The following is a 15,853-nucleotide window of genomic DNA, read 5'->3' on the forward strand; positions in this document are numbered from 1 at the left end:
ACCGAGCTCGTTCGGTCGCGCTCAGGCCACACGGCTACTCTCGCCGCGCGCCTCTTTTCGTCGTTCGCCTTGCGCGTGCGCTTCGCTTGTCGCTGGCGGGAGGCTCGGCGGTCGCCGCCTCGCGCTTGCGGAACTCGGCGACGAGCATGTCGACGAACAGGCGGACGCGCGGCGAGAGGTGGCGGTTGCTGGGGTAGACGACGCGCAGATCCTTGCGATCGATCGACCAGTCAGCGAGCACACGGACGAGGCGCCCGCTGCGCACATCCTCGGCGCAGAGAATGCTGGGCACGGGGGCGATCCCCACACCGGTGCAAACGGCCTCATGCAGCATGCCAAACGAGTTCATCGAGAGCGCTCCGCGGACGTCGACGCGACGCACCTCGCGCCCGCGCTCGAACGTCCAGCGCGTCATTCGCGATTCGCCGTAGACGATGCACGCGTGTTCGTCGAGGCCGGCAGGCGACTTCGGCCTGCCGCGCGCCTCGAGATACGACGGCGTCGCGCACAGCCACAGGTCACCTCCCTTCAGCCGCTGCGCGATCAGGCTCGAGTCGTCGTCGGAAGCAAAGAGCATGATGGCCACGTCGAAGCCGTCTTCGATCGGGTTCACGCGATGTTCCGAGGCGACGATCTCGATCTCCACGGCGGGGTGGCTCTGCGTGAAGGCCGCTGCCACGCTGGCGAGGAACGATTGACCGAACAGGAGCGGCGTTGCCACCCGCAACACGCCGCGTGGGGAGGACTCGAGGTCCTTCACCGCAGCGTTGGCCTCTTCCATCTCGGACAGGATGCGCGCGCAGCGCTCGTGATATGCGGCGCCGGCGCTCGTCGGTCGCACCACGCGCGTCGTGCGCTCGAGGAGCCGCACGCCGAGCGACGCTTCGAGGCGGGCCACACGCTCGCTGACCGTCGAACGCGGCAGCCGCAGCGCTTTTGCCGCCGCGCTGAAGCTCCCGAGCTGCGCCACCTCCACGAACGTCGCCATCGCGTCGAAGTCGAACATTGTGCAGCCTGGTCGAACAGGCTATTCGCCCGTCGCTGCCTGGTCAAGCACAGCGGGAAAAGCTACCGTCGTTCTTGACACTGCCACGACTGGCAGCGACGAAATAGATAACTCCGAGCTCGGCAGAGAGATGCTCCACCAGCGATTGCCATCCACGAGGTACCGCGATGCAAGACGAAATGCAGGTTGAGGATTGGGGAGAGCTATTCGTCACGCGCAAGTGCTGCGGCGCCGCCACGTGCCGGAACTACGCGCCGGAGCTCCTGGGCGAGGTGGTACCGGCCAGCGACCTCCGGGGAGGCCGCCGCCTCTCGGTGTTGCCGGGCTCCTACGAGGAGGGCGCCTTCACGGGTGTACTGCGGCAGCCGCGGAGCAAGGAAGATCTGATGGCGGCGCGGACGGCGGTCGCGGCGTGCCCGTTCGGCGCCATCAAGCTCAAGCCGGGCGCGGCGCGGGTTCGTCGGGGCGATCTTGGATCACCTTGGCGCGGTTTTCCGCGGCCCATCGAGGATCATGTCTGGGTCATCGGACAGCCATCCATCAAGAACATCGGCGCCCTGTCGTATTTCATCGAGCGGGACGGAGGCGGGGTGCTGATCGATCCCCCGAAGCCGAGCGAGGAGGTCTTCCGCTGGCTCGCGGAGCACGGCGGCGTGCGATGGCTCTTTTTGACGCACCGGGATCATACGCACCATCACGCCGAGTTCGCCAGCCGCTTCCCGGGTTGCCGCCGCATCCTCGGCGCCGCAGACGTGAACCTCCGTGAGACCAAGTACATGCCCTCGACCAGCGACGTGGAGATCAAGCTCGGGAACGAGCTCGGCCCGCTCTCGCCCGAGGGGGAGTCGCTCTCGAGAGAGGCGGCCAGAGAGGCCGAGATCGTGATATTGCCGCAGCCCGGGCACACGCCGGGCTCGTTATGCCTCCTGGTTCGAGGCCGCTTCCTGTTCACCGGCGATCACCTGAGCTACTCGCGCTTCCTGGGTCAACTCGTGGCCCATCGATTGCAATGCTGGGAGGATTGGGAGCGCCAGACCCGCTCGGTGCGGTATCTGCTCGCGGCGGCCGAGGCCGGCTGGCTGAGATTCGCGTGGGTATTGCCGGGTCACGGGGAATGGGCCCGCCTGCCGGGCGAAGGGAGCGCGGCCGAGACGGCCGCCGAGCTACGCCGCGTCATCACGTCGATGGAGCAGAAGCCGAAGGGGAATACTCCGCTGAGCCGCTGGATCCTGTACGTTCAGAGCCGGATGGCGCCCGAGCGCACGCTCGGCCGCGCGCTGCGCGCGATCGGCGGCGGGAGCGACGCCTGGGTATTGCCGCGCGGCGCGCGGAGCTCGCTCACCGATTTCGATCCCGACAAGACGGGGGTCGCCCTGCGCCGGCTCTATCTCGTCGGCGCCGCCGCGCTCTTGGCCGCCGCGGGGACCGCATGGCTCACCGCGCGCCGGGACATAGGCGCCCCTTCTGGTCGCTAAGTCGGAGGGGGAAGCGAACCGCCATGACGCCAAGGGCGTCAAGAAACCGAGCTCGCCGCCCGCCCAATCAGCTCACCTGGGTCACGCGGGTCGCCGCGCTGGCCCGCTGCACGGCGGGAGAGAGGACGGCGACCACGGCGCTCGCGAGGACGACCCACACGAGCGCGCCGCGCAACGACACGTACGACGCGGTGAGGCCGATGAGCGGCGGGCCCATCAGGAAGCCGAGGAAGCCTGCAGTCGAGACCGCCGCCATGGCCGCATCGGACCCGGGGCCGCCGTCGCGGCTCGCAGCGCGCAGCGCAATCGGGAACACCACCGACGACCCCGCGCCGACGCCTGCGAAGCCGATGAGCACCGTCCAGAAGCCCGGGGCCGCGAGCGCCAGGCCGAGCCCGAGCGCCGAGGCGAGGCCGCCGAGGTACACGAGCCGGCGCGGCCCGAGCGCGGCGTCGAGCCGGTCGCCCACGAGCCGGCCGCTCGTCATCGCGATCGAGAACACGGCGTAGCCGGCCGCGGCGGCCGCGGGCGAGGTGCCGACGACGTCGCGCAGGTAGACGGCGCTCCAATCGGCGACGGCGCCCTCGCCGACGAGCACGCAGAACGCGATGAAGCCGACCGGCGCGAGCGCGCGGAAGCCGGGCCGGCTGCCGGCGGCGGCGGGCCCGGCCTCCGGCGCGGGAGCCGCGTGGAGCGCGTGCCGCGTCGCCCACCACGCGAGCGCAGCGATCGCCGCGCCGGTCGCCGCGAGGTGGGCCAGCGTCGGGACGCCCCGCCCGATGAGCGCGCCGCCGAGCGCCGCGCCGGCGAGCCCGCCGAGGCTGTAGAGCCCGTGGAACGACGCGAAGATCGGGCGCCCGTACGCGCGCTCGATCGCGGTGCCCTGCGCGTTGACGGCGAGGTTGAGCGCGCCGCCCGCGAGGCCCATCGTGACAAGCGCGATCGTGAGCTCCAGCAGGTTCGACGCGAGCGCGGGCAGCACGAGCGCCGCGCCGAGCGCGAGGGGCGCGACCCGGATGAGCGCACGGCTGCCGGCGCGCTCGGCGAGCCAGCCGGCCAGCGGCATCGCGACGAGCGCGCCAGCGGAAGCGCCGAACAGCGCGCCGCCGAGCGCCGCCGGGCTCAGCGCGAGATCCTCGCGCACCGAGGGGATGCGCACGATCCAGCTCGCGAACGCCGCGCCGTAGGCGAAGAACGTCGCCCCGACGCCGATGCGGGCCGCGCGCAGGTGGGGCGGCGCGGCGCGCGCCGGCGCCTCCCCGGGACGGCGGCGAGGCGCCGCGCCGCCCCGGCCGCGAGGCGCGGGCGCAAGCATGCCATCGGTCTCGAACAAGAACCCTGGTTCCATAGGTCTCCTCGGCGGTGAGAGGCCCCTCGCGCGCGGCAGTGGCGGCTGGTCGCGGCTCCCCCGGGAACTCTGCCTGTCCGGAAGGTGGGGTCTGGCGTTCGATGCGTCCAATGACATCTCGCGCCATGTTCGATAACCTGGAGGAATCGAATGGACCTCCACCACCTCCGGGCCGTCGCGGCGCTGGCCGAGCAGCTGCACTTCGGGCGCGCCGCGCGGGCGCTGCACATCAGCCAGCCGGCGCTCAGCAAGCAGCTGAAGCAGCTGGAGGAGGAGCTGGGCGGGGCGCTCTTCGTGCGCGGCCGCAGCGGCGTCGCGCCCACGGCGCTGGGCCGGCAGTTCGCCGACGATGCGCGCGCGCTCCTGCGCGACGCCGACCAGGCGCTCGCGCGCGCGCGGCGGATCGCGCGCGGAGAGGCCGGCGCGCTGCGGCTCGGCTTCGGCGTAGCGACCGCCGCGCTCGTCGCGCGCGTCGTGGTGCGCTTCCGCCAGCGGGCTCCGGACGTGCACGTCGAGCTCCAGGACATGTCGACGCCCGCCCAGCTCGAGGCGCTGCGCACCGGCGCGCTCGACCTCGGCTTCGTGCGGCTGCCGGCGCCGCCCGACCTCGCGTCGCTCGCGGTCGCGCGCGACAGGCTCGTGGCCGTGGTGCCCCGTGGGCGGGCCGCGGCGATCGAGGCGGCCGGCCTGCGGGCGCTCGGCGACGAGCCGTTCGTCCTGGTGCCCCGCGCCGTATCGCTGAGCTTCTACGACCACGTGCTGCGCGTCTGTGCGCACCTCGGCTTCCGGCCGCGCGTGGCGCAGGAGGCGCGCGATCTCGCCACCGTGCTCGCGCTCGTGGCTGCGGGGGTCGGTGTCGCCCTGGTGCCGGCGTCGGCGGTGAAGGGGCGCTCGACGCGCGTCGCGGCGCTGCGGCTCCCCCCGGCAGAGGCGCTCTGGCGCGTCGGCGCGGTGTGGCGCCGCGATCAGCCGAACCCCGCGGTCGCGGCGTTCCGGGCGCTCATCGAGGCGGATCTCGCCCGCCGCCCGGCCCGGGCGCGCTGAGCTGGTGACCGCGGGCCGAACCGCCCGCGACGGGATCGCCTCAGCGCGCCCGGGCTCTGCGGCGTGTCGCGGCCCGGTCGGCGAGACGCGACGTGGTTACGCCTCGGATCGGCGAGCGCGACTGAGGTAGTGTTGATGGCCGCCGTGACGAGCTAAAAGCCCATGTCGGCCACGGGGAGGGATCATGGATCGTTCCGTCTACATCACCAGCACTGGTGCCTTCTTGCCTGGCAAGCCGGTCCCCAACGAGGAGATGGAGCAGTACATCGGCACGATCAACGACAGACGCTCCAGGCTCGGGCGCTTCGTCCTCCGGCAGAACGGCATCAAGACACGTCACTATGCGTTGACGCCGGACGGCGTGTACCTTCACAGCAGCGCAGACATGGCGGCTCGCGCGATCCGGGACGCGCTTTCCCGCAGCGAGATCGCCGCGGAGCGGCTCTCCTTCCTGGCGGCGGCCACCACCCAGGGCGACCTCCTCGTCCCCGGTTTTGCCAGCGCGGTCCACGGCGAGCTCGGCCTGCGGCCCATGGAGATCGCGAGCTTTCAGAGCGTCTGTGCCAGCAGCATGATGGCGTTCAAGTCCGTCTACCTCCAGCTGAAGGCGGGCGAGCACGACTGCGGCGTGGCCTGCGCGGCCGAGTTCTCCAGCCGCTTCTTCCGACCTGGCTTCTATGCCGGTCGGGAGCAGGAAGGCGAGGACTCCTCCGCCTTGATGGAGACCGAGTTCCTCCGCTGGACCCTCTCCGACGGGGCCGGCGCCTGGCTCCTGGAGACCCGGCCGAACGAGGGGCGCCGCTCCCTGAGGGTGGAATGGATCGAGCTCTGCTCCTACGCCGACCGCTTCGACCCCTGCATGTACGCGGGCACCGTCAGGAACCGGGCGGGTGAGATGAAGCCCTGGAGTCACTACGAGAGCCCTGCGCTCGCAGCGCAGCAAGGCGCCGTCGTCCTCAAGCAGGACTTCGATCTGCTCTACCGCATGTTCCCCGTGTGGGCGAAGCACTACCTCGAGCTCGTGGATCGGCGGCAGCTGCGGCCCGGAGCCATCGACCACTTCATCGCGCACTACTCGTCCCACTCTCTCCGCGGAGAGATGGTCAAGCTGCTCGCGAAGACCGGCGCGATGGTGCCCGAAGCTCGCTGGTTCACGAACCTCTATTCCCAGGGGAACACGGGGGCCGCATCCATTCTCCTCATGCTGCACCAGCTGATCGAGGAGCGGGATCTGCAGCCGGGCCAGCAGGTCCTCGGCTTCATCCCGGAGAGCGGCCGCTGCGTCATCGCCTTCATGCTGCTCACGGTCGTGTGACCCGCCGTCATCACCAGGGAGGTTCAGGATGTTTCCGGAACGCACATCGCCTCGAGACGAAGATTCACCGCAGGCCGTCCTGCGCGGGCTGTCGTCCATCTGGCTGGATTTCGAGTCCCAGGTGCATCACATCCCGATCGTGCGGCGCGTGATCGAGCGTCGTATTCGCCTGGCCGATTACCACGAGCTCCTGCTGAACCACCGGGCGCAGGTCATGAACGGGGCGCTCTGGATCGCGCGCGCCGCCTCCAACGTCGGCCACGAGTTCGCCGAGCTGCGCTCGCGCTTCATCCGCCACGCGGCCGCTGAGCACCGCGATTACCTGATGCTGGAGCAGGACTACCTGAGGAGCGGCGGCGACCCGGCCGGGCTCGCGCGGCGCGAGCTGAACATCGGCAGCGAGGCCCTGTCTGCCTGGATCTTCCATCGAGCCGATCAGCCGAACCCCTTCGATCTCCTCGGCGCCATGTACATCATCGAAGGCCTCGGCAAGCGGGTCGCGGCCCAGTGGGCCGAGCACGTGCGGTCCGCCCTTCACCTGGAGGCGCAGGCCGTCAGCTTTTATCTCTATCATGCGAAGGCCGACGAAGATCACCTGGGCGAGCTGGAAGATGCGCTCCGCAGTGGTATCTTGAATCTCCCGCAGATGGCGCCGCGAATCCTCAAGACCGCCCGGGTCACCGCGCGGCTCTACCGCCTCCAGCTCGAGGAGATCGGGAGCTACTGACATGGATTTTCAGGACTTTTTCAGGAAGATGAAGCACGACCCCAGGGATCCCGATCCGTGGCTGGCCTTGTACCTGGACCGGTCCTTGCCGATCGACGAGAGGGCCAAGGCCGCCCTCTTGAAGAGCCAGCGCAGCTATACACGCAGGGTCGTGATGCCGATCATCAAGCCGTTCGCCCGCCTGTCGATCTCCGGCATCAAGCTCATGAAGATTCTTGTCCCGACGAGCTGGCAGTCTCCGTGGTTGTTGCACCGGTCCATTTACTGGGGTCTGAGGCTCTTCGTCGCCCCGGAGGCCAATTACCTCATCCTGCGCCACTTCACCATCGGCACGGAGATCTTGAAGTTCATCGAGGACAACATCCCGGGCATCGAGCTCGAGACGACCACGCCGCTGAGGACCAGGAGGCTGGAGGATCTGCTGGACAACACGTTCACGATCCACGATCTGACCTTCTACAACTTCATCATCGAGCTGAACGAGAAGCTTCGCGCAGAGGGGCGTGAGATCGAGCCCCGGAAAGCGATCGATTTCTCTGCCATCACCGATGACGACGCGAGCGTCGACGACCTCCCGAACACCTGGCTGAACGTCGTCGACCTGCAGACCGCCATCGAGATCTACACGCCGCTCTATGCGCTGTTCCTGTCCGACCACCATTTCTGGCGGGCGAGCAACTCGCTGCAGCTGGACGAGATCATCGCGCTCTATGTCGGCAAGATCCTGAACGATCCGCTGCCTGTCGCCTTGGTGCACAACCATCATCCAATGGTGCCCAGATCGACGCTCGAGGCCGGCTTCCGGTTGACGCTACACGGCCTCGACTCCGAGACCCTGCACGGACACCTGAGGAAGCTGAAGGCAGAAGCGAAGGGAGCGGCAGCCCCGGGAGCCATCGCGCCGGGACGATCTCCTGAATCCTGAAGGTGCGACGCGAGATCTCTACGCGCCGTCCGTGCCGCCGCCATCGGCTCCGCCCACGCCCCCGCTTCCGCCGCTACAGGCAACCATTGGGCACGCTGCCCCAGTGGCTCTTGGCGACGACGAACCCGTCCGGGCCCGACGTCGAATGCGAGCCGCACAGGCCGTCGGCGTCGGAGATCACGGAGTCGATGCCGATGCCATACTCCCAGTATTTGACCTCGAGGCTCGAATCGTGGGTCGAGCCGCTTCGCTCCGGAATGGAGGGGACGAGAATGCCGCTCGACTCGAAGAACTCGAAGCCCACGATGGAAATCGAGAGCGACACGTTTCGTACCTGGCCGACGCAGGTCGTCCTGCACGTGGGGTAACCGACGGAGCTCTCTTTCGTGAAGCCCGAAGGGCAGCCGGCCGAATACGTGCAGTAGCCGTTGCACGTGACGGGAAGGGGCCCCGGCAGGTCCACGCACTCGTACTCCCCGGTGCCCTGGATCGTCCTGCGCTGGGTCTCGAACCCGCCTGACGTCACCGAGGTTCGGCTGCCGAGCTCTCGATACACGAAGTAGTCGTTCTTGAACGATTCTTCCTGCGTACAAAGGCCGCCGTTGCAGTGCGTGGCCAGGGCCATCACCATGGGCTCCTGGCCGTCCAGGAGAAAGCGCTCCCCCGCGATCTCGACCGCATGGCCTTCGCCGCCCAGCTCGCCTATCAACTGCGCCTTCGTCAGGGCGATTTCGTCGGGCGAGCCGATCGACACGCCGGCCACCCTGGTGATCCGGCCGCTCTCGTCCCGTTCGACCGTCGTGGTGCCCATGTCGAGCTCTTCGGCCCGCCTGGCGACCCAGCCGAGGGCGTCATGCTCGCTCGCGAAGCGCAACCCGTCGGCAGCCGAGCCCTGCTCGAGAGGGGTGGCGTCGTCCACTTCAGTCGCTTCGGCGCTGCAGCCTACCATGAGCGCCGCGGCGAGCAGAGACGCGGCGCGGTACGTTCGGCGAGAATTGTTGGTGAGGAGCCGGTGCATTCTGTCGGTCATGGGTGGATCCTTTGTGGCCCCGGGGTAATCACGCTCCGTGCCACGCCTCGCGTCGAGGGCCCATGACCTGGCCAGGTGCTTCGCGGCCGCAATGCCGAGCGGCGCGAGCGCGGGCTGGTCCTGCGCAGGTTGCGCAGGAATCCGCGCAACTTGGGCGGCGCTGCGCGCAAGGTGCGCGCCAGCGCGCCGAACAGCGCACCATCCTGGACGAGGCTCCGCCTCCTCAGCGCTTGTCCGCGCGCGCCTCGAACTTCACCGAGCCGGCGATCTGCCTCGTGGTGACGTTGACCCGATTGAAGAAGTTGGTGAGCGCGATGTGCAGGGTCAGCGCGGCGAGCGCCGGCTCGTCGTAATGCCTTGCGGCCTCCTCCCAGACGTCATCGGGCACCGGGTCCGCGCGATCGCTGAGCCTCGTCGCGGCCTCGGCGAGCGCCAGCGCGGCGCGCTCCGCGTCGGTGAAATAGGGCGCCTCGCGCCAGGCCGCCACGGCGAACAGGCGCTCGTCGGTCTCACCCGTCTTCTTCATCTCACGCGCGCCCATGTCGACGCAGAAGCCGCACCCGTTGATCTGGCTCGCCCGCAGGTGGACGAGCTCGAGCGTCCGCGCCGGCACGCCGCTCTTCTTCACCGCGCCGATCAGGGCATAGATCGGCTGCATGACGTCGGGGATGACCATCGCGGGGTTCTTCATCCGTGCTTTCAGCATGTTCGTGCTCCTCCCGAGGGGCTCGGGTGTGCTCGCCAACCGTGACCGGACGCTGAACGCCCGTTCGCGTCGTCACATCGGCTAGGGTTCGTCCGTCACAGCCATGACGAAGCACGACGAGGGAGTGTGACCGATGGATGAAAATAGTTGGCTGGCGGGGCGGTTCGAGGCGCACCGGGCCCATCTGCAGGCCGTGGCGTACCGGATGCTCGGCTCCCTGAGCGAGGCGGAGGACGCCGTGCAGGAGTCCTGGCTCCACCTGAGCCGCGCCGACACGAGCGGCGTCGAGAACCTGGGTGGGTGGCTGACGACGGTCGTGGCGCGGGTGTGCCTCGACATGCTGCGCTCGCGCAAGGCGCGGCGCGAGGACCCGATGGCCGCGCCCGACCCCGCCGCGGACCGCGAGGCCGGGACCGACCCCGAGCGCGAGGCGGTGCTGGCCGACTCCGTCGGCCTCGCGCTGCTCGTGGTGCTCGACACGCTCACCCCCGCCGAGCGGCTCGCCTTCGTGCTGCACGACCTGTTCGCTGTCCCCTTCGAGGAGATCGCCTCCATCGTGGGCCGCTCCCCGGCCGCGGCGAGGCAGCTCGCGAGCCGCGCCCGCCGCCGCGTGCAGGGCGCGCCCCCGTCTCCGGACGCCGACGTGGGCCGCCAGCGCGAGGTCGTCGACGCCTTCATCGCGGCCATGCGCGGCGGCGACGTCGACGCGCTCGTGGCGATCCTGGATCCGGACGTCGTGGTCCACGCCGACGCCAAGGCCGAGCCCCCGGCCGGGAGCGAGGTCCGCGGCGCGCGCGCCTGGGCCAAGCAGGCGATCCCGGCCGCGCGCGGCGCCAGGTTCGCCCGCCCTGCCCTCGTGGACGGCACGGTGGGCATCGTCGTGGCCCCGCAGGGGCGGCTCTTCCGGGTGCTCCGCTTCACGCTCGCGCAGGGGAAGATCGCCCGGATCGACGTCGTGGGCGACCCCGAGCAGCTCCGCGATCTCGACCTGTTGGTCCTCGACGGCGGGCCGCACCCGGAGATCTAGACAAGCCCTCTGTGGATGAAGCGCTCTCCTGGGAGGCGTGCTCGCCCGCAGCCTGCTCCTGACCGGAGCGCTCGCGCTCCTCGGGTGCGGCGGCTCGACGCCGCAGCCCTACGCCGCGCCGAGCTCGCCGCCCGCCCGATCAGCTCTGCGCTGCGTCCCGGCGCCACGTGGACCCGAGCCCATCTCTCGCGGCGGTCATTCACCACCTCCTCCACTCAGTAAGGTGTTCCGTCCTTGCGCGTGTAGACGTACTTGCCGCCCACCTTGCGGACGGCGAGATCTTCGTCGGGATACTCGGCACTGTCTTCCGGATCGCGGTTGCTGATCTCAAGGTAACGCGCTGGCGTGGCGCTGCGGTTGACGAAGTGATGCCCGTCGCGCGCGCCGGCCGGAAAGCCCGCGCACTGACCCGCCGTGAGCACCTGCTCGCCGTCGTCCGTGCGCAGCACCACCTCGCCCTCCAGCACGAAGACGAGCTCGTCCTCGTGAGAGTGGGAGTGCCGCAGCGCCGATTCCTTGCCCGGGAAGAGCGTGGTGAGGTTGACGCCGATCTTCGTCAGACCGAGCGCGTCGCCGAGCGCGCGCTTCTCGCGCGGCGTGACGCGCGCGCGAAGCGGCGCGGGGTACGTCGAGCTGGTGCGGGGCTCGAGATCGCTGGGGTCCAGGGCAGGGCGTTTGAGGGGCATGATCATCTCCGAGCAAAGCGGCTGCGCTCAGCGGCCGCGTGGTGTGGGCATGAGCGTGGAGGCGAGCGTCGCCGGGCTCAAGGGGATCGCGGCGGCACACGACCAGCCCCGCACCCCGATCCTCTCCCGGAGGGAGAGGGAGCAGGCGCTCGGCAGCGCAGCCACGCCGGTCAGGCGCGCGCGGCGCGCGCGGCCAATAGCGCGGCGCGGCGCTCGGGAACCTGGAGCAGGGCGCGATCGCGGACGCGGGTGAGCACCTCGGCGGGCGCGGTCTCGGGGGAGCCGGAGTCGAAGGGAGGCTGCGGATCGTATTCAATGCTGAGCTGGATGGAGCGAGCGACGTCCGCGCCGGCGATCTCCGCCACGAGGGTGAGCGCGAAGTCGATGCCGGCGGTGACCCCGCCGCCCGTGATCACGTTGCCGTCGCGCACGACGCGCGCCGCTTCGGTCTGGATGCCGACCTCGGCGAGCAGCGGCCGGAACGCCCAGTGGCAGGTGGCGCGTTTGCCCTCGAGCAGGCCCGCGGCGGCGAGCAGCAATGAGCCCGTGCACACCGAGGTGACGTAACGCGCGGCGCGACCGAGGCGCTGGACATGCGCGACGAGCTCCCGGTCACCGAGGGCCGCCGTGAGGCCGTAGCCCCCGGGCACGCAGATCGCGTCCGCTTCGGCGATGTCGGACAGGCGGGCGAGCCCGGTGAAGGTGAGGCCGCTGTCGGCGGACAGCGAGCCGCCCTCGCGGGAGGCCACCACGAGGCGCGCGCCAGGCAGGCGCTGCAACACCTCGAATGGGCCCGTGAAGTCGAGCTGCGTGAGCTGGGGAAACAGGATGAAGACGATCGTGAACGGCCTGTCCATGGCGCGCCTCTCTGCCGGAGTTGACCGAAGCATCACACAATGGCACATTGGCAGAAAGGACAAATAGTCCTCCTTTCCTGCCAAGCCCATGCCCCACGCGATCAGCGTCGTCATCTTTCCGGGGTTTCAGCTGCTCGACGCGGCGGGCCCGATCGCGGCGTTCGAGATCGCGGCGGGCTTCGTCCCCGGCGCGTACGTGCTCGGGCTCTGCGCGGTAGAGCCCGGACTCGTGCGTTCGTCCTCGGGCGTGGCGTTCGAGGCGCAGCGGCTGCCGCGCTTGCCGCAGGTCGACACCCTGCTGATCGCTGGAGGTGACGGGGTGCGAGAGGCGCAGCGAGACACGCGGCTGCTCTCGTTCCTGCGTCGCGCCGGCGCGCGCGTCCCCCGCATCGCGAGCGTCTGTTCGGGGGCGCTGCTGCTCGCTCGCGCCGGCTTGCTCGACGGCAAGCGCGCCACCACGCACTGGTGCCGTGTCGCCGAGCTGCGGAGAGAGTTTCCGAACGTCAGGGTCGAGGGCGACCGCATCTGGGTGCGGGACGGTGCGCTCTGGACCTCGGCGGGCATCTCCGCCGGCATCGATCTCGCGCTGGCGATGATCGCGGAAGACCTGGGCGCCTCGGTCGCCCGCGACGTGGCGCGCCAGCTGGTCGTGTACGCGCAGCGGCCAGGCGGGCAGACGCAGCACTCTGGCCTGCTGGAGCTCGGGCCCGCCGGAGGTCGCTTCGCCGAGCTGCATGGCTGGATCCGGCAGCGGCTCGGCAGCAAGCTCGGCGTCTCGGAGCTGGCCGCCCGCGTGAGCATGAGCCCCCGGACCTTCGCTCGCGCCTACGTGGCGGAGACCGGCGTCACCCCCGCCAAGGCCGTGGAGCGCCTTCGGGTGGAAGCGGCGCGCTCGTTGCTCGACGCGGGGGCGCTGTCGCTGCAAGACATCGCCGACCGCACCGGCTTTGGCGACATCGAGCGCATGCGCCGCGCCTTCATCCGGCTCTTTGGAGCACCGCCGTCGGCGCTGCGCCGGACGGGACGGATACCGGCATCCGGCCCCGCCCGCGCCCCCGCCCCCTCTCCGCGGCGCGCTCCCCCCGTCCCGCTCGCCCCGATCGAATCAGCACGCGCCCTCTCTGACTCGCCCCACCCCCGCTCCAACGGCGTCGTCAGGAGCCGCTGAGACGCTCCTTGGCGCGCGCTCTCACGAACATCGCTCCGTCGCGCGCAAGCCCCGACAGCACGGCGGCTGTGGCTCGCGGGTGGTCCGCGACGGCGTAGCGGACGTGCGCGTTTTCGTCGGCGGCGCGCCGCTCCAGGATGTCGAGCGGACAGTCGGCGCGCCATACGATGTGACGGCGCACGACGAAGTCTGGGTCGTGTTCGAGGTCGAGCAGCAGGGACAGTGGACATGTCTTGTTCCTGCCAACCTGCAAGCGCACAAACGAATCGGCGTCACGCGCGAGCTGCGACAGCACGCGCTCGGGCGTGCTCGGATTCTGCGCGACCGCGCCGCGAACGAAGACGTCGGCGGAGTCGGCCAGCTGGATGAGGTTCTGCTCCGGTGTGAGCGGGTGCTTTGCGATCTCCTCATGGTTGTCGGGCAGGGCGCTCGCGGTGGCGAGGATGTCCGGCGTCACGCCTGGATGCGTGAACACGGCGCGACGCAACCATTCGCTCGGGGCAAGGCACCATTGGCGTAGCCACGCTTCGGGACAATCGGGTCGCTTCGCGAGCTCGCGCTTCACCTTGTCGTCGTCGTCGTTCGCAAGGGCTTCGAACTGTTCGGCGCTCAGCGCGCGGCGCTGCGCCACACGCCGACGAACATCCGCGCGCGGGTCGCGCAGCAAGCGCTGCAAGTGCGCGGCATCGAGCGCTTCGTGGGTTGCGAGCACGAGACGCACGGCGGGCGGCGGATTGTCTGAGATCTGGGCGTAAAACGCGGCGGGGAAGTCCGGGCGTCGCAAGAGCACGAGCAAGACCGGTTCGTTCAAATCAGCGAGCAGACCGGGCATCTCCGCGTCGTCCCACGGCAGCGACGCGGCGGCGGCGGCGCGATAAGAAGGCGATCGGTGTCGCGCGAAGACACGCAGTGTGTCGAGCGAGAGACCCATGCGCGTCTCGGCGGCGAGCCGCACGGCTGCGTCGGCGTCGTGACGGAGGCGCTCGAGCCAGTCGCGCGGACACTCGCGATGCGAAGCGACGGCACGGCGTGCCCGGCCTCCGAGCTCGGCAAACTCGGCGAGCAGCGAAGCGGGCACCGACTCGTTGCGTAGGATTCGCGCGAGGTCTTCGCCAAAGTGATGCGGAATCGCTGCGGCGTGTTGTGCGACCGCGCGCACGTTGCCGTCGCTGTCGGTCCAGAGCAGACGGCGGAGCGACTCGTCACATCCTGGATGGGCGGCGACAGCGCACCGCACGGCGCGCGTCGGGTCACGCGCGAGTTGCGCGAGGACTTCGCGAGGAGCGCCCATGCGGCGGGCGAGGGCGCGACGAACGCCAAGGGCCTGGTCGGTGGCGAGTGAGAGGAGCGTCGCGAGCGGCGTGTGCGGGTGCAGCGCCGCCTTGACGCGCAGACCTTCGCTTGGGGAGCGCGCGAGCGCTTGCAAATCCTCTGCGCTGAGCTCGGCTGTCCGTCGCTTCATTCACAGTGAGATTTAGCAGACCCCCGTGCCAGCACAGGTCCGTCCCGCAGGCCCTGTGCCTTCGCGTCACACGGCCGCGGCCAACTCAGAATCTGGCCCCGACCGCGATACGGAGCGTCGCGAGCTTGCCCTGCTCCAGGCCGAACCCGAGCGGCTCGTCCAGCGCCACGAGCAGTCCGGCCCGGAAGTACAGGCCCGACGAGGGTGGCTCCACCCCGACGAAGGGCTCGGCCGCGAGCTGCAGCTTGTCGGTCTGTGTGAGCGGGAACGCCGCCTGGAGCCGCGCCCCGACCCCGAACCCGCCCACGCTGCGCAGCTCCGCCTCGTTGCTCTGCTCGATGAAGAACTCCGTCTCTCCGCCGCCCGTGGGGATGGCGAACATCGCCACGAGATCGCTCCGCACATAGAGCGCCTCGATCGGGCGCAGCTCGATGCCGCCCCGGGCCCGCAGCGGGACGTGCTCCAGGAGCGCCCGCTGCGTGTCGAAGTACCCGCGCACGGCCAGCGCCGCCGCCGCGGCCGCCTTCGTGTCGTCAGACGGATCCTGCGTGATGGGGATGGAGGCCGAGAGCCCGCCGACGAGCATCAGCATGGGGGAAATGTTCCCGGCGTAGTGAAGTCCTATCGAGGGATTGCCGAAGAAGAACCCCTCGAGCTCCGGCGCGACGGTCGTCGCGTCCTGCTCCCCCGCGCCGGGCTCGTTCGCCTGGCTGCTCCCGTACGCAAAAGGCAGCTCGGCGTCGAGGTGGAGCCCCCCGATGAGCTTGATCTGGGCGACCGCCGCGAAGGACGCCACGAAGGAGTTCCCTTCCCACGCGCCGCTCGTCCCCTCGCTGCTCACGGTTTCCCAGTCGGGGATGTTCGCCTCGATGGTGCTGGTGAGCACGTCCGCCTCCACGCCGAGACGGAAGCCGTAGGACTTCGCCCACTGACCTTCCGTGACGGTCTCCTCGGCGAGCGCTGGCGGGGTGAACGAGAGCAGGAGGGAGAGGGTGGCGAGGGAAGAAGCAAGCTGGCGCATGCGGACAGCGTATCTTTTTTTCCGTCCGGGGCCATCCAGCGGGGCCATCGCACCGG

The 15,853-nt window shown here is 70.0% G+C and carries 15 protein-coding genes; 7 read left to right on the top strand and 8 right to left on the bottom strand.

The window, feature by feature from the left end; genetic code table 11:
- Positions 1-34: 34 nt before the first annotated feature.
- The gene (locus WME79_RS37315; protein ID WP_437524989.1) at positions 35-1,006 is read right to left on the bottom strand and encodes a LysR substrate-binding domain-containing protein; all 972 of its coding nucleotides are present in this window, start codon (positions 1,004-1,006) and stop codon (positions 35-37) included.
- A gap of 179 nt (positions 1,007-1,185) precedes the next feature.
- Between WME79_RS37315 and WME79_RS37320 the strand changes: the two genes are divergently transcribed.
- A complete protein-coding gene (locus WME79_RS37320) occupies positions 1,186-2,481 on the top strand; it encodes an MBL fold metallo-hydrolase (RefSeq protein WP_437524991.1) in 1,296 nt (431 codons plus the stop codon).
- A gap of 67 nt (positions 2,482-2,548) precedes the next feature.
- Here WME79_RS37320 and WME79_RS37325 read toward each other — a convergent pair whose 3' ends face one another.
- A complete protein-coding gene (locus tag WME79_RS37325; protein ID WP_437524993.1) occupies positions 2,549-3,829 on the bottom strand; it encodes an MFS transporter in 1,281 nt (426 codons plus the stop codon).
- 150 nt (positions 3,830-3,979) lie between these two features.
- Here WME79_RS37325 and WME79_RS37330 point away from each other — a divergent pair, with 150 nt between their 5' ends.
- The 4 genes from WME79_RS37330 (at position 3,980) to WME79_RS37345 (ending at position 7,840) form a co-directional block, all read left to right on the top strand.
- Positions 3,980-4,873, top strand: coding sequence for a LysR family transcriptional regulator (locus tag WME79_RS37330; RefSeq protein WP_437524995.1), 894 nt, complete (start codon positions 3,980-3,982; stop codon positions 4,871-4,873).
- Positions 4,874-5,057: 184 nt separating this feature from the next.
- Entirely contained in the window at positions 5,058-6,188 is a 1,131-nt protein-coding gene (locus WME79_RS37335; RefSeq protein ID WP_437524997.1) for a beta-ketoacyl-ACP synthase III, read from the top strand.
- A gap of 28 nt (positions 6,189-6,216) precedes the next feature.
- A complete protein-coding gene (locus tag WME79_RS37340) occupies positions 6,217-6,915 on the top strand; it encodes an iron-containing redox enzyme family protein (RefSeq protein ID WP_437524999.1) in 699 nt (232 codons plus the stop codon).
- A gap of 1 nt (position 6,916) precedes the next feature.
- Positions 6,917-7,840, top strand: a complete 924-nt coding sequence (locus WME79_RS37345; RefSeq protein WP_437525001.1) for a DUF6999 family protein — start codon at positions 6,917-6,919, stop codon at positions 7,838-7,840.
- Between the two features lie 73 nt (positions 7,841-7,913).
- On the opposite strand, the gene WME79_RS37350 is transcribed toward WME79_RS37345, so the two are convergent.
- Together WME79_RS37350 and WME79_RS37355 are read right to left on the bottom strand one after the other, a co-directional pair.
- The gene (locus tag WME79_RS37350) at positions 7,914-8,870 is read right to left on the bottom strand and encodes a hypothetical protein (protein WP_437525003.1); all 957 of its coding nucleotides are present in this window, start codon (positions 8,868-8,870) and stop codon (positions 7,914-7,916) included.
- A 223-nt stretch (positions 8,871-9,093) separates the two neighbouring features.
- Positions 9,094-9,573, bottom strand: a complete 480-nt coding sequence (locus tag WME79_RS37355) for a carboxymuconolactone decarboxylase family protein (RefSeq protein ID WP_437540017.1) — start codon at positions 9,571-9,573, stop codon at positions 9,094-9,096.
- A 136-nt stretch (positions 9,574-9,709) separates the two neighbouring features.
- Between WME79_RS37355 and WME79_RS37360 the strand changes: the two genes are divergently transcribed.
- Positions 9,710-10,603, top strand: a complete 894-nt coding sequence (locus WME79_RS37360; protein WP_437525005.1) for a sigma-70 family RNA polymerase sigma factor — start codon at positions 9,710-9,712, stop codon at positions 10,601-10,603.
- A gap of 215 nt (positions 10,604-10,818) precedes the next feature.
- On the opposite strand, the gene WME79_RS37365 is transcribed toward WME79_RS37360, so the two are convergent.
- Positions 10,819-11,289 (bottom strand): cupin domain-containing protein, encoded by a 471-nt coding sequence (locus WME79_RS37365; protein ID WP_437525007.1) that lies wholly within the window; start codon positions 11,287-11,289, stop codon positions 10,819-10,821.
- A gap of 170 nt (positions 11,290-11,459) precedes the next feature.
- Entirely contained in the window at positions 11,460-12,146 is a 687-nt protein-coding gene (locus WME79_RS37370) for a DJ-1/PfpI family protein (RefSeq protein WP_437525009.1), read from the bottom strand.
- An 88-nt stretch (positions 12,147-12,234) separates the two neighbouring features.
- Between WME79_RS37370 and WME79_RS37375 the strand changes: the two genes are divergently transcribed.
- Positions 12,235-13,314 (top strand): GlxA family transcriptional regulator, encoded by a 1,080-nt coding sequence (locus WME79_RS37375; protein ID WP_437525011.1) that lies wholly within the window; start codon positions 12,235-12,237, stop codon positions 13,312-13,314.
- Here the strand turns inward: WME79_RS37375 and WME79_RS37380 are convergent.
- A complete protein-coding gene (locus WME79_RS37380) occupies positions 13,301-14,776 on the bottom strand; it encodes a hypothetical protein (RefSeq protein ID WP_437525013.1) in 1,476 nt (491 codons plus the stop codon). The genes WME79_RS37375 and WME79_RS37380 overlap by 14 nt on opposite strands.
- A gap of 85 nt (positions 14,777-14,861) precedes the next feature.
- Positions 14,862-15,797: a hypothetical protein gene (locus WME79_RS37385; protein ID WP_437525015.1), complete on the bottom strand. Its 936-nt coding sequence runs from the start codon at positions 15,795-15,797 to the stop codon at positions 14,862-14,864.
- Positions 15,798-15,853 lie beyond the last annotated feature (56 nt).

The organism is Sorangium sp. So ce726 (genome assembly GCF_051521405.1).
Taxonomy (GTDB): Bacteria; Myxococcota_A; Polyangia; order Polyangiales; family Polyangiaceae; genus Sorangium.

Coding starts and splice junctions, on each gene's coding strand:
- WME79_RS37315 (WP_437524989.1), bottom strand. CDS start 1,006: ATGTTCGACTTCGACGCGATGGCGACGTTCGTGGAGGTGGCGCAGCTC.
- WME79_RS37320 (WP_437524991.1), top strand. CDS start 1,186: ATGCAGGTTGAGGATTGGGGAGAGCTATTCGTCACGCGCAAGTGCTGC.
- WME79_RS37325 (WP_437524993.1), bottom strand. CDS start 3,829: ATGGAACCAGGGTTCTTGTTCGAGACCGATGGCATGCTTGCGCCCGCG.
- WME79_RS37330 (WP_437524995.1), top strand. CDS start 3,980: ATGGACCTCCACCACCTCCGGGCCGTCGCGGCGCTGGCCGAGCAGCTG.
- WME79_RS37335 (WP_437524997.1), top strand. CDS start 5,058: ATGGATCGTTCCGTCTACATCACCAGCACTGGTGCCTTCTTGCCTGGC.
- WME79_RS37340 (WP_437524999.1), top strand. CDS start 6,217: ATGTTTCCGGAACGCACATCGCCTCGAGACGAAGATTCACCGCAGGCC.
- WME79_RS37345 (WP_437525001.1), top strand. CDS start 6,917: ATGGATTTTCAGGACTTTTTCAGGAAGATGAAGCACGACCCCAGGGAT.
- WME79_RS37350 (WP_437525003.1), bottom strand. CDS start 8,870: ATGACCGACAGAATGCACCGGCTCCTCACCAACAATTCTCGCCGAACG.
- WME79_RS37360 (WP_437525005.1), top strand. CDS start 9,710: ATGGATGAAAATAGTTGGCTGGCGGGGCGGTTCGAGGCGCACCGGGCC.
- WME79_RS37365 (WP_437525007.1), bottom strand. CDS start 11,289: ATGCCCCTCAAACGCCCTGCCCTGGACCCCAGCGATCTCGAGCCCCGC.
- WME79_RS37370 (WP_437525009.1), bottom strand. CDS start 12,146: ATGGACAGGCCGTTCACGATCGTCTTCATCCTGTTTCCCCAGCTCACG.
- WME79_RS37375 (WP_437525011.1), top strand. CDS start 12,235: ATGCCCCACGCGATCAGCGTCGTCATCTTTCCGGGGTTTCAGCTGCTC.
- WME79_RS37380 (WP_437525013.1), bottom strand. CDS start 14,776: ATGAAGCGACGGACAGCCGAGCTCAGCGCAGAGGATTTGCAAGCGCTC.
- WME79_RS37385 (WP_437525015.1), bottom strand. CDS start 15,797: ATGCGCCAGCTTGCTTCTTCCCTCGCCACCCTCTCCCTCCTGCTCTCG.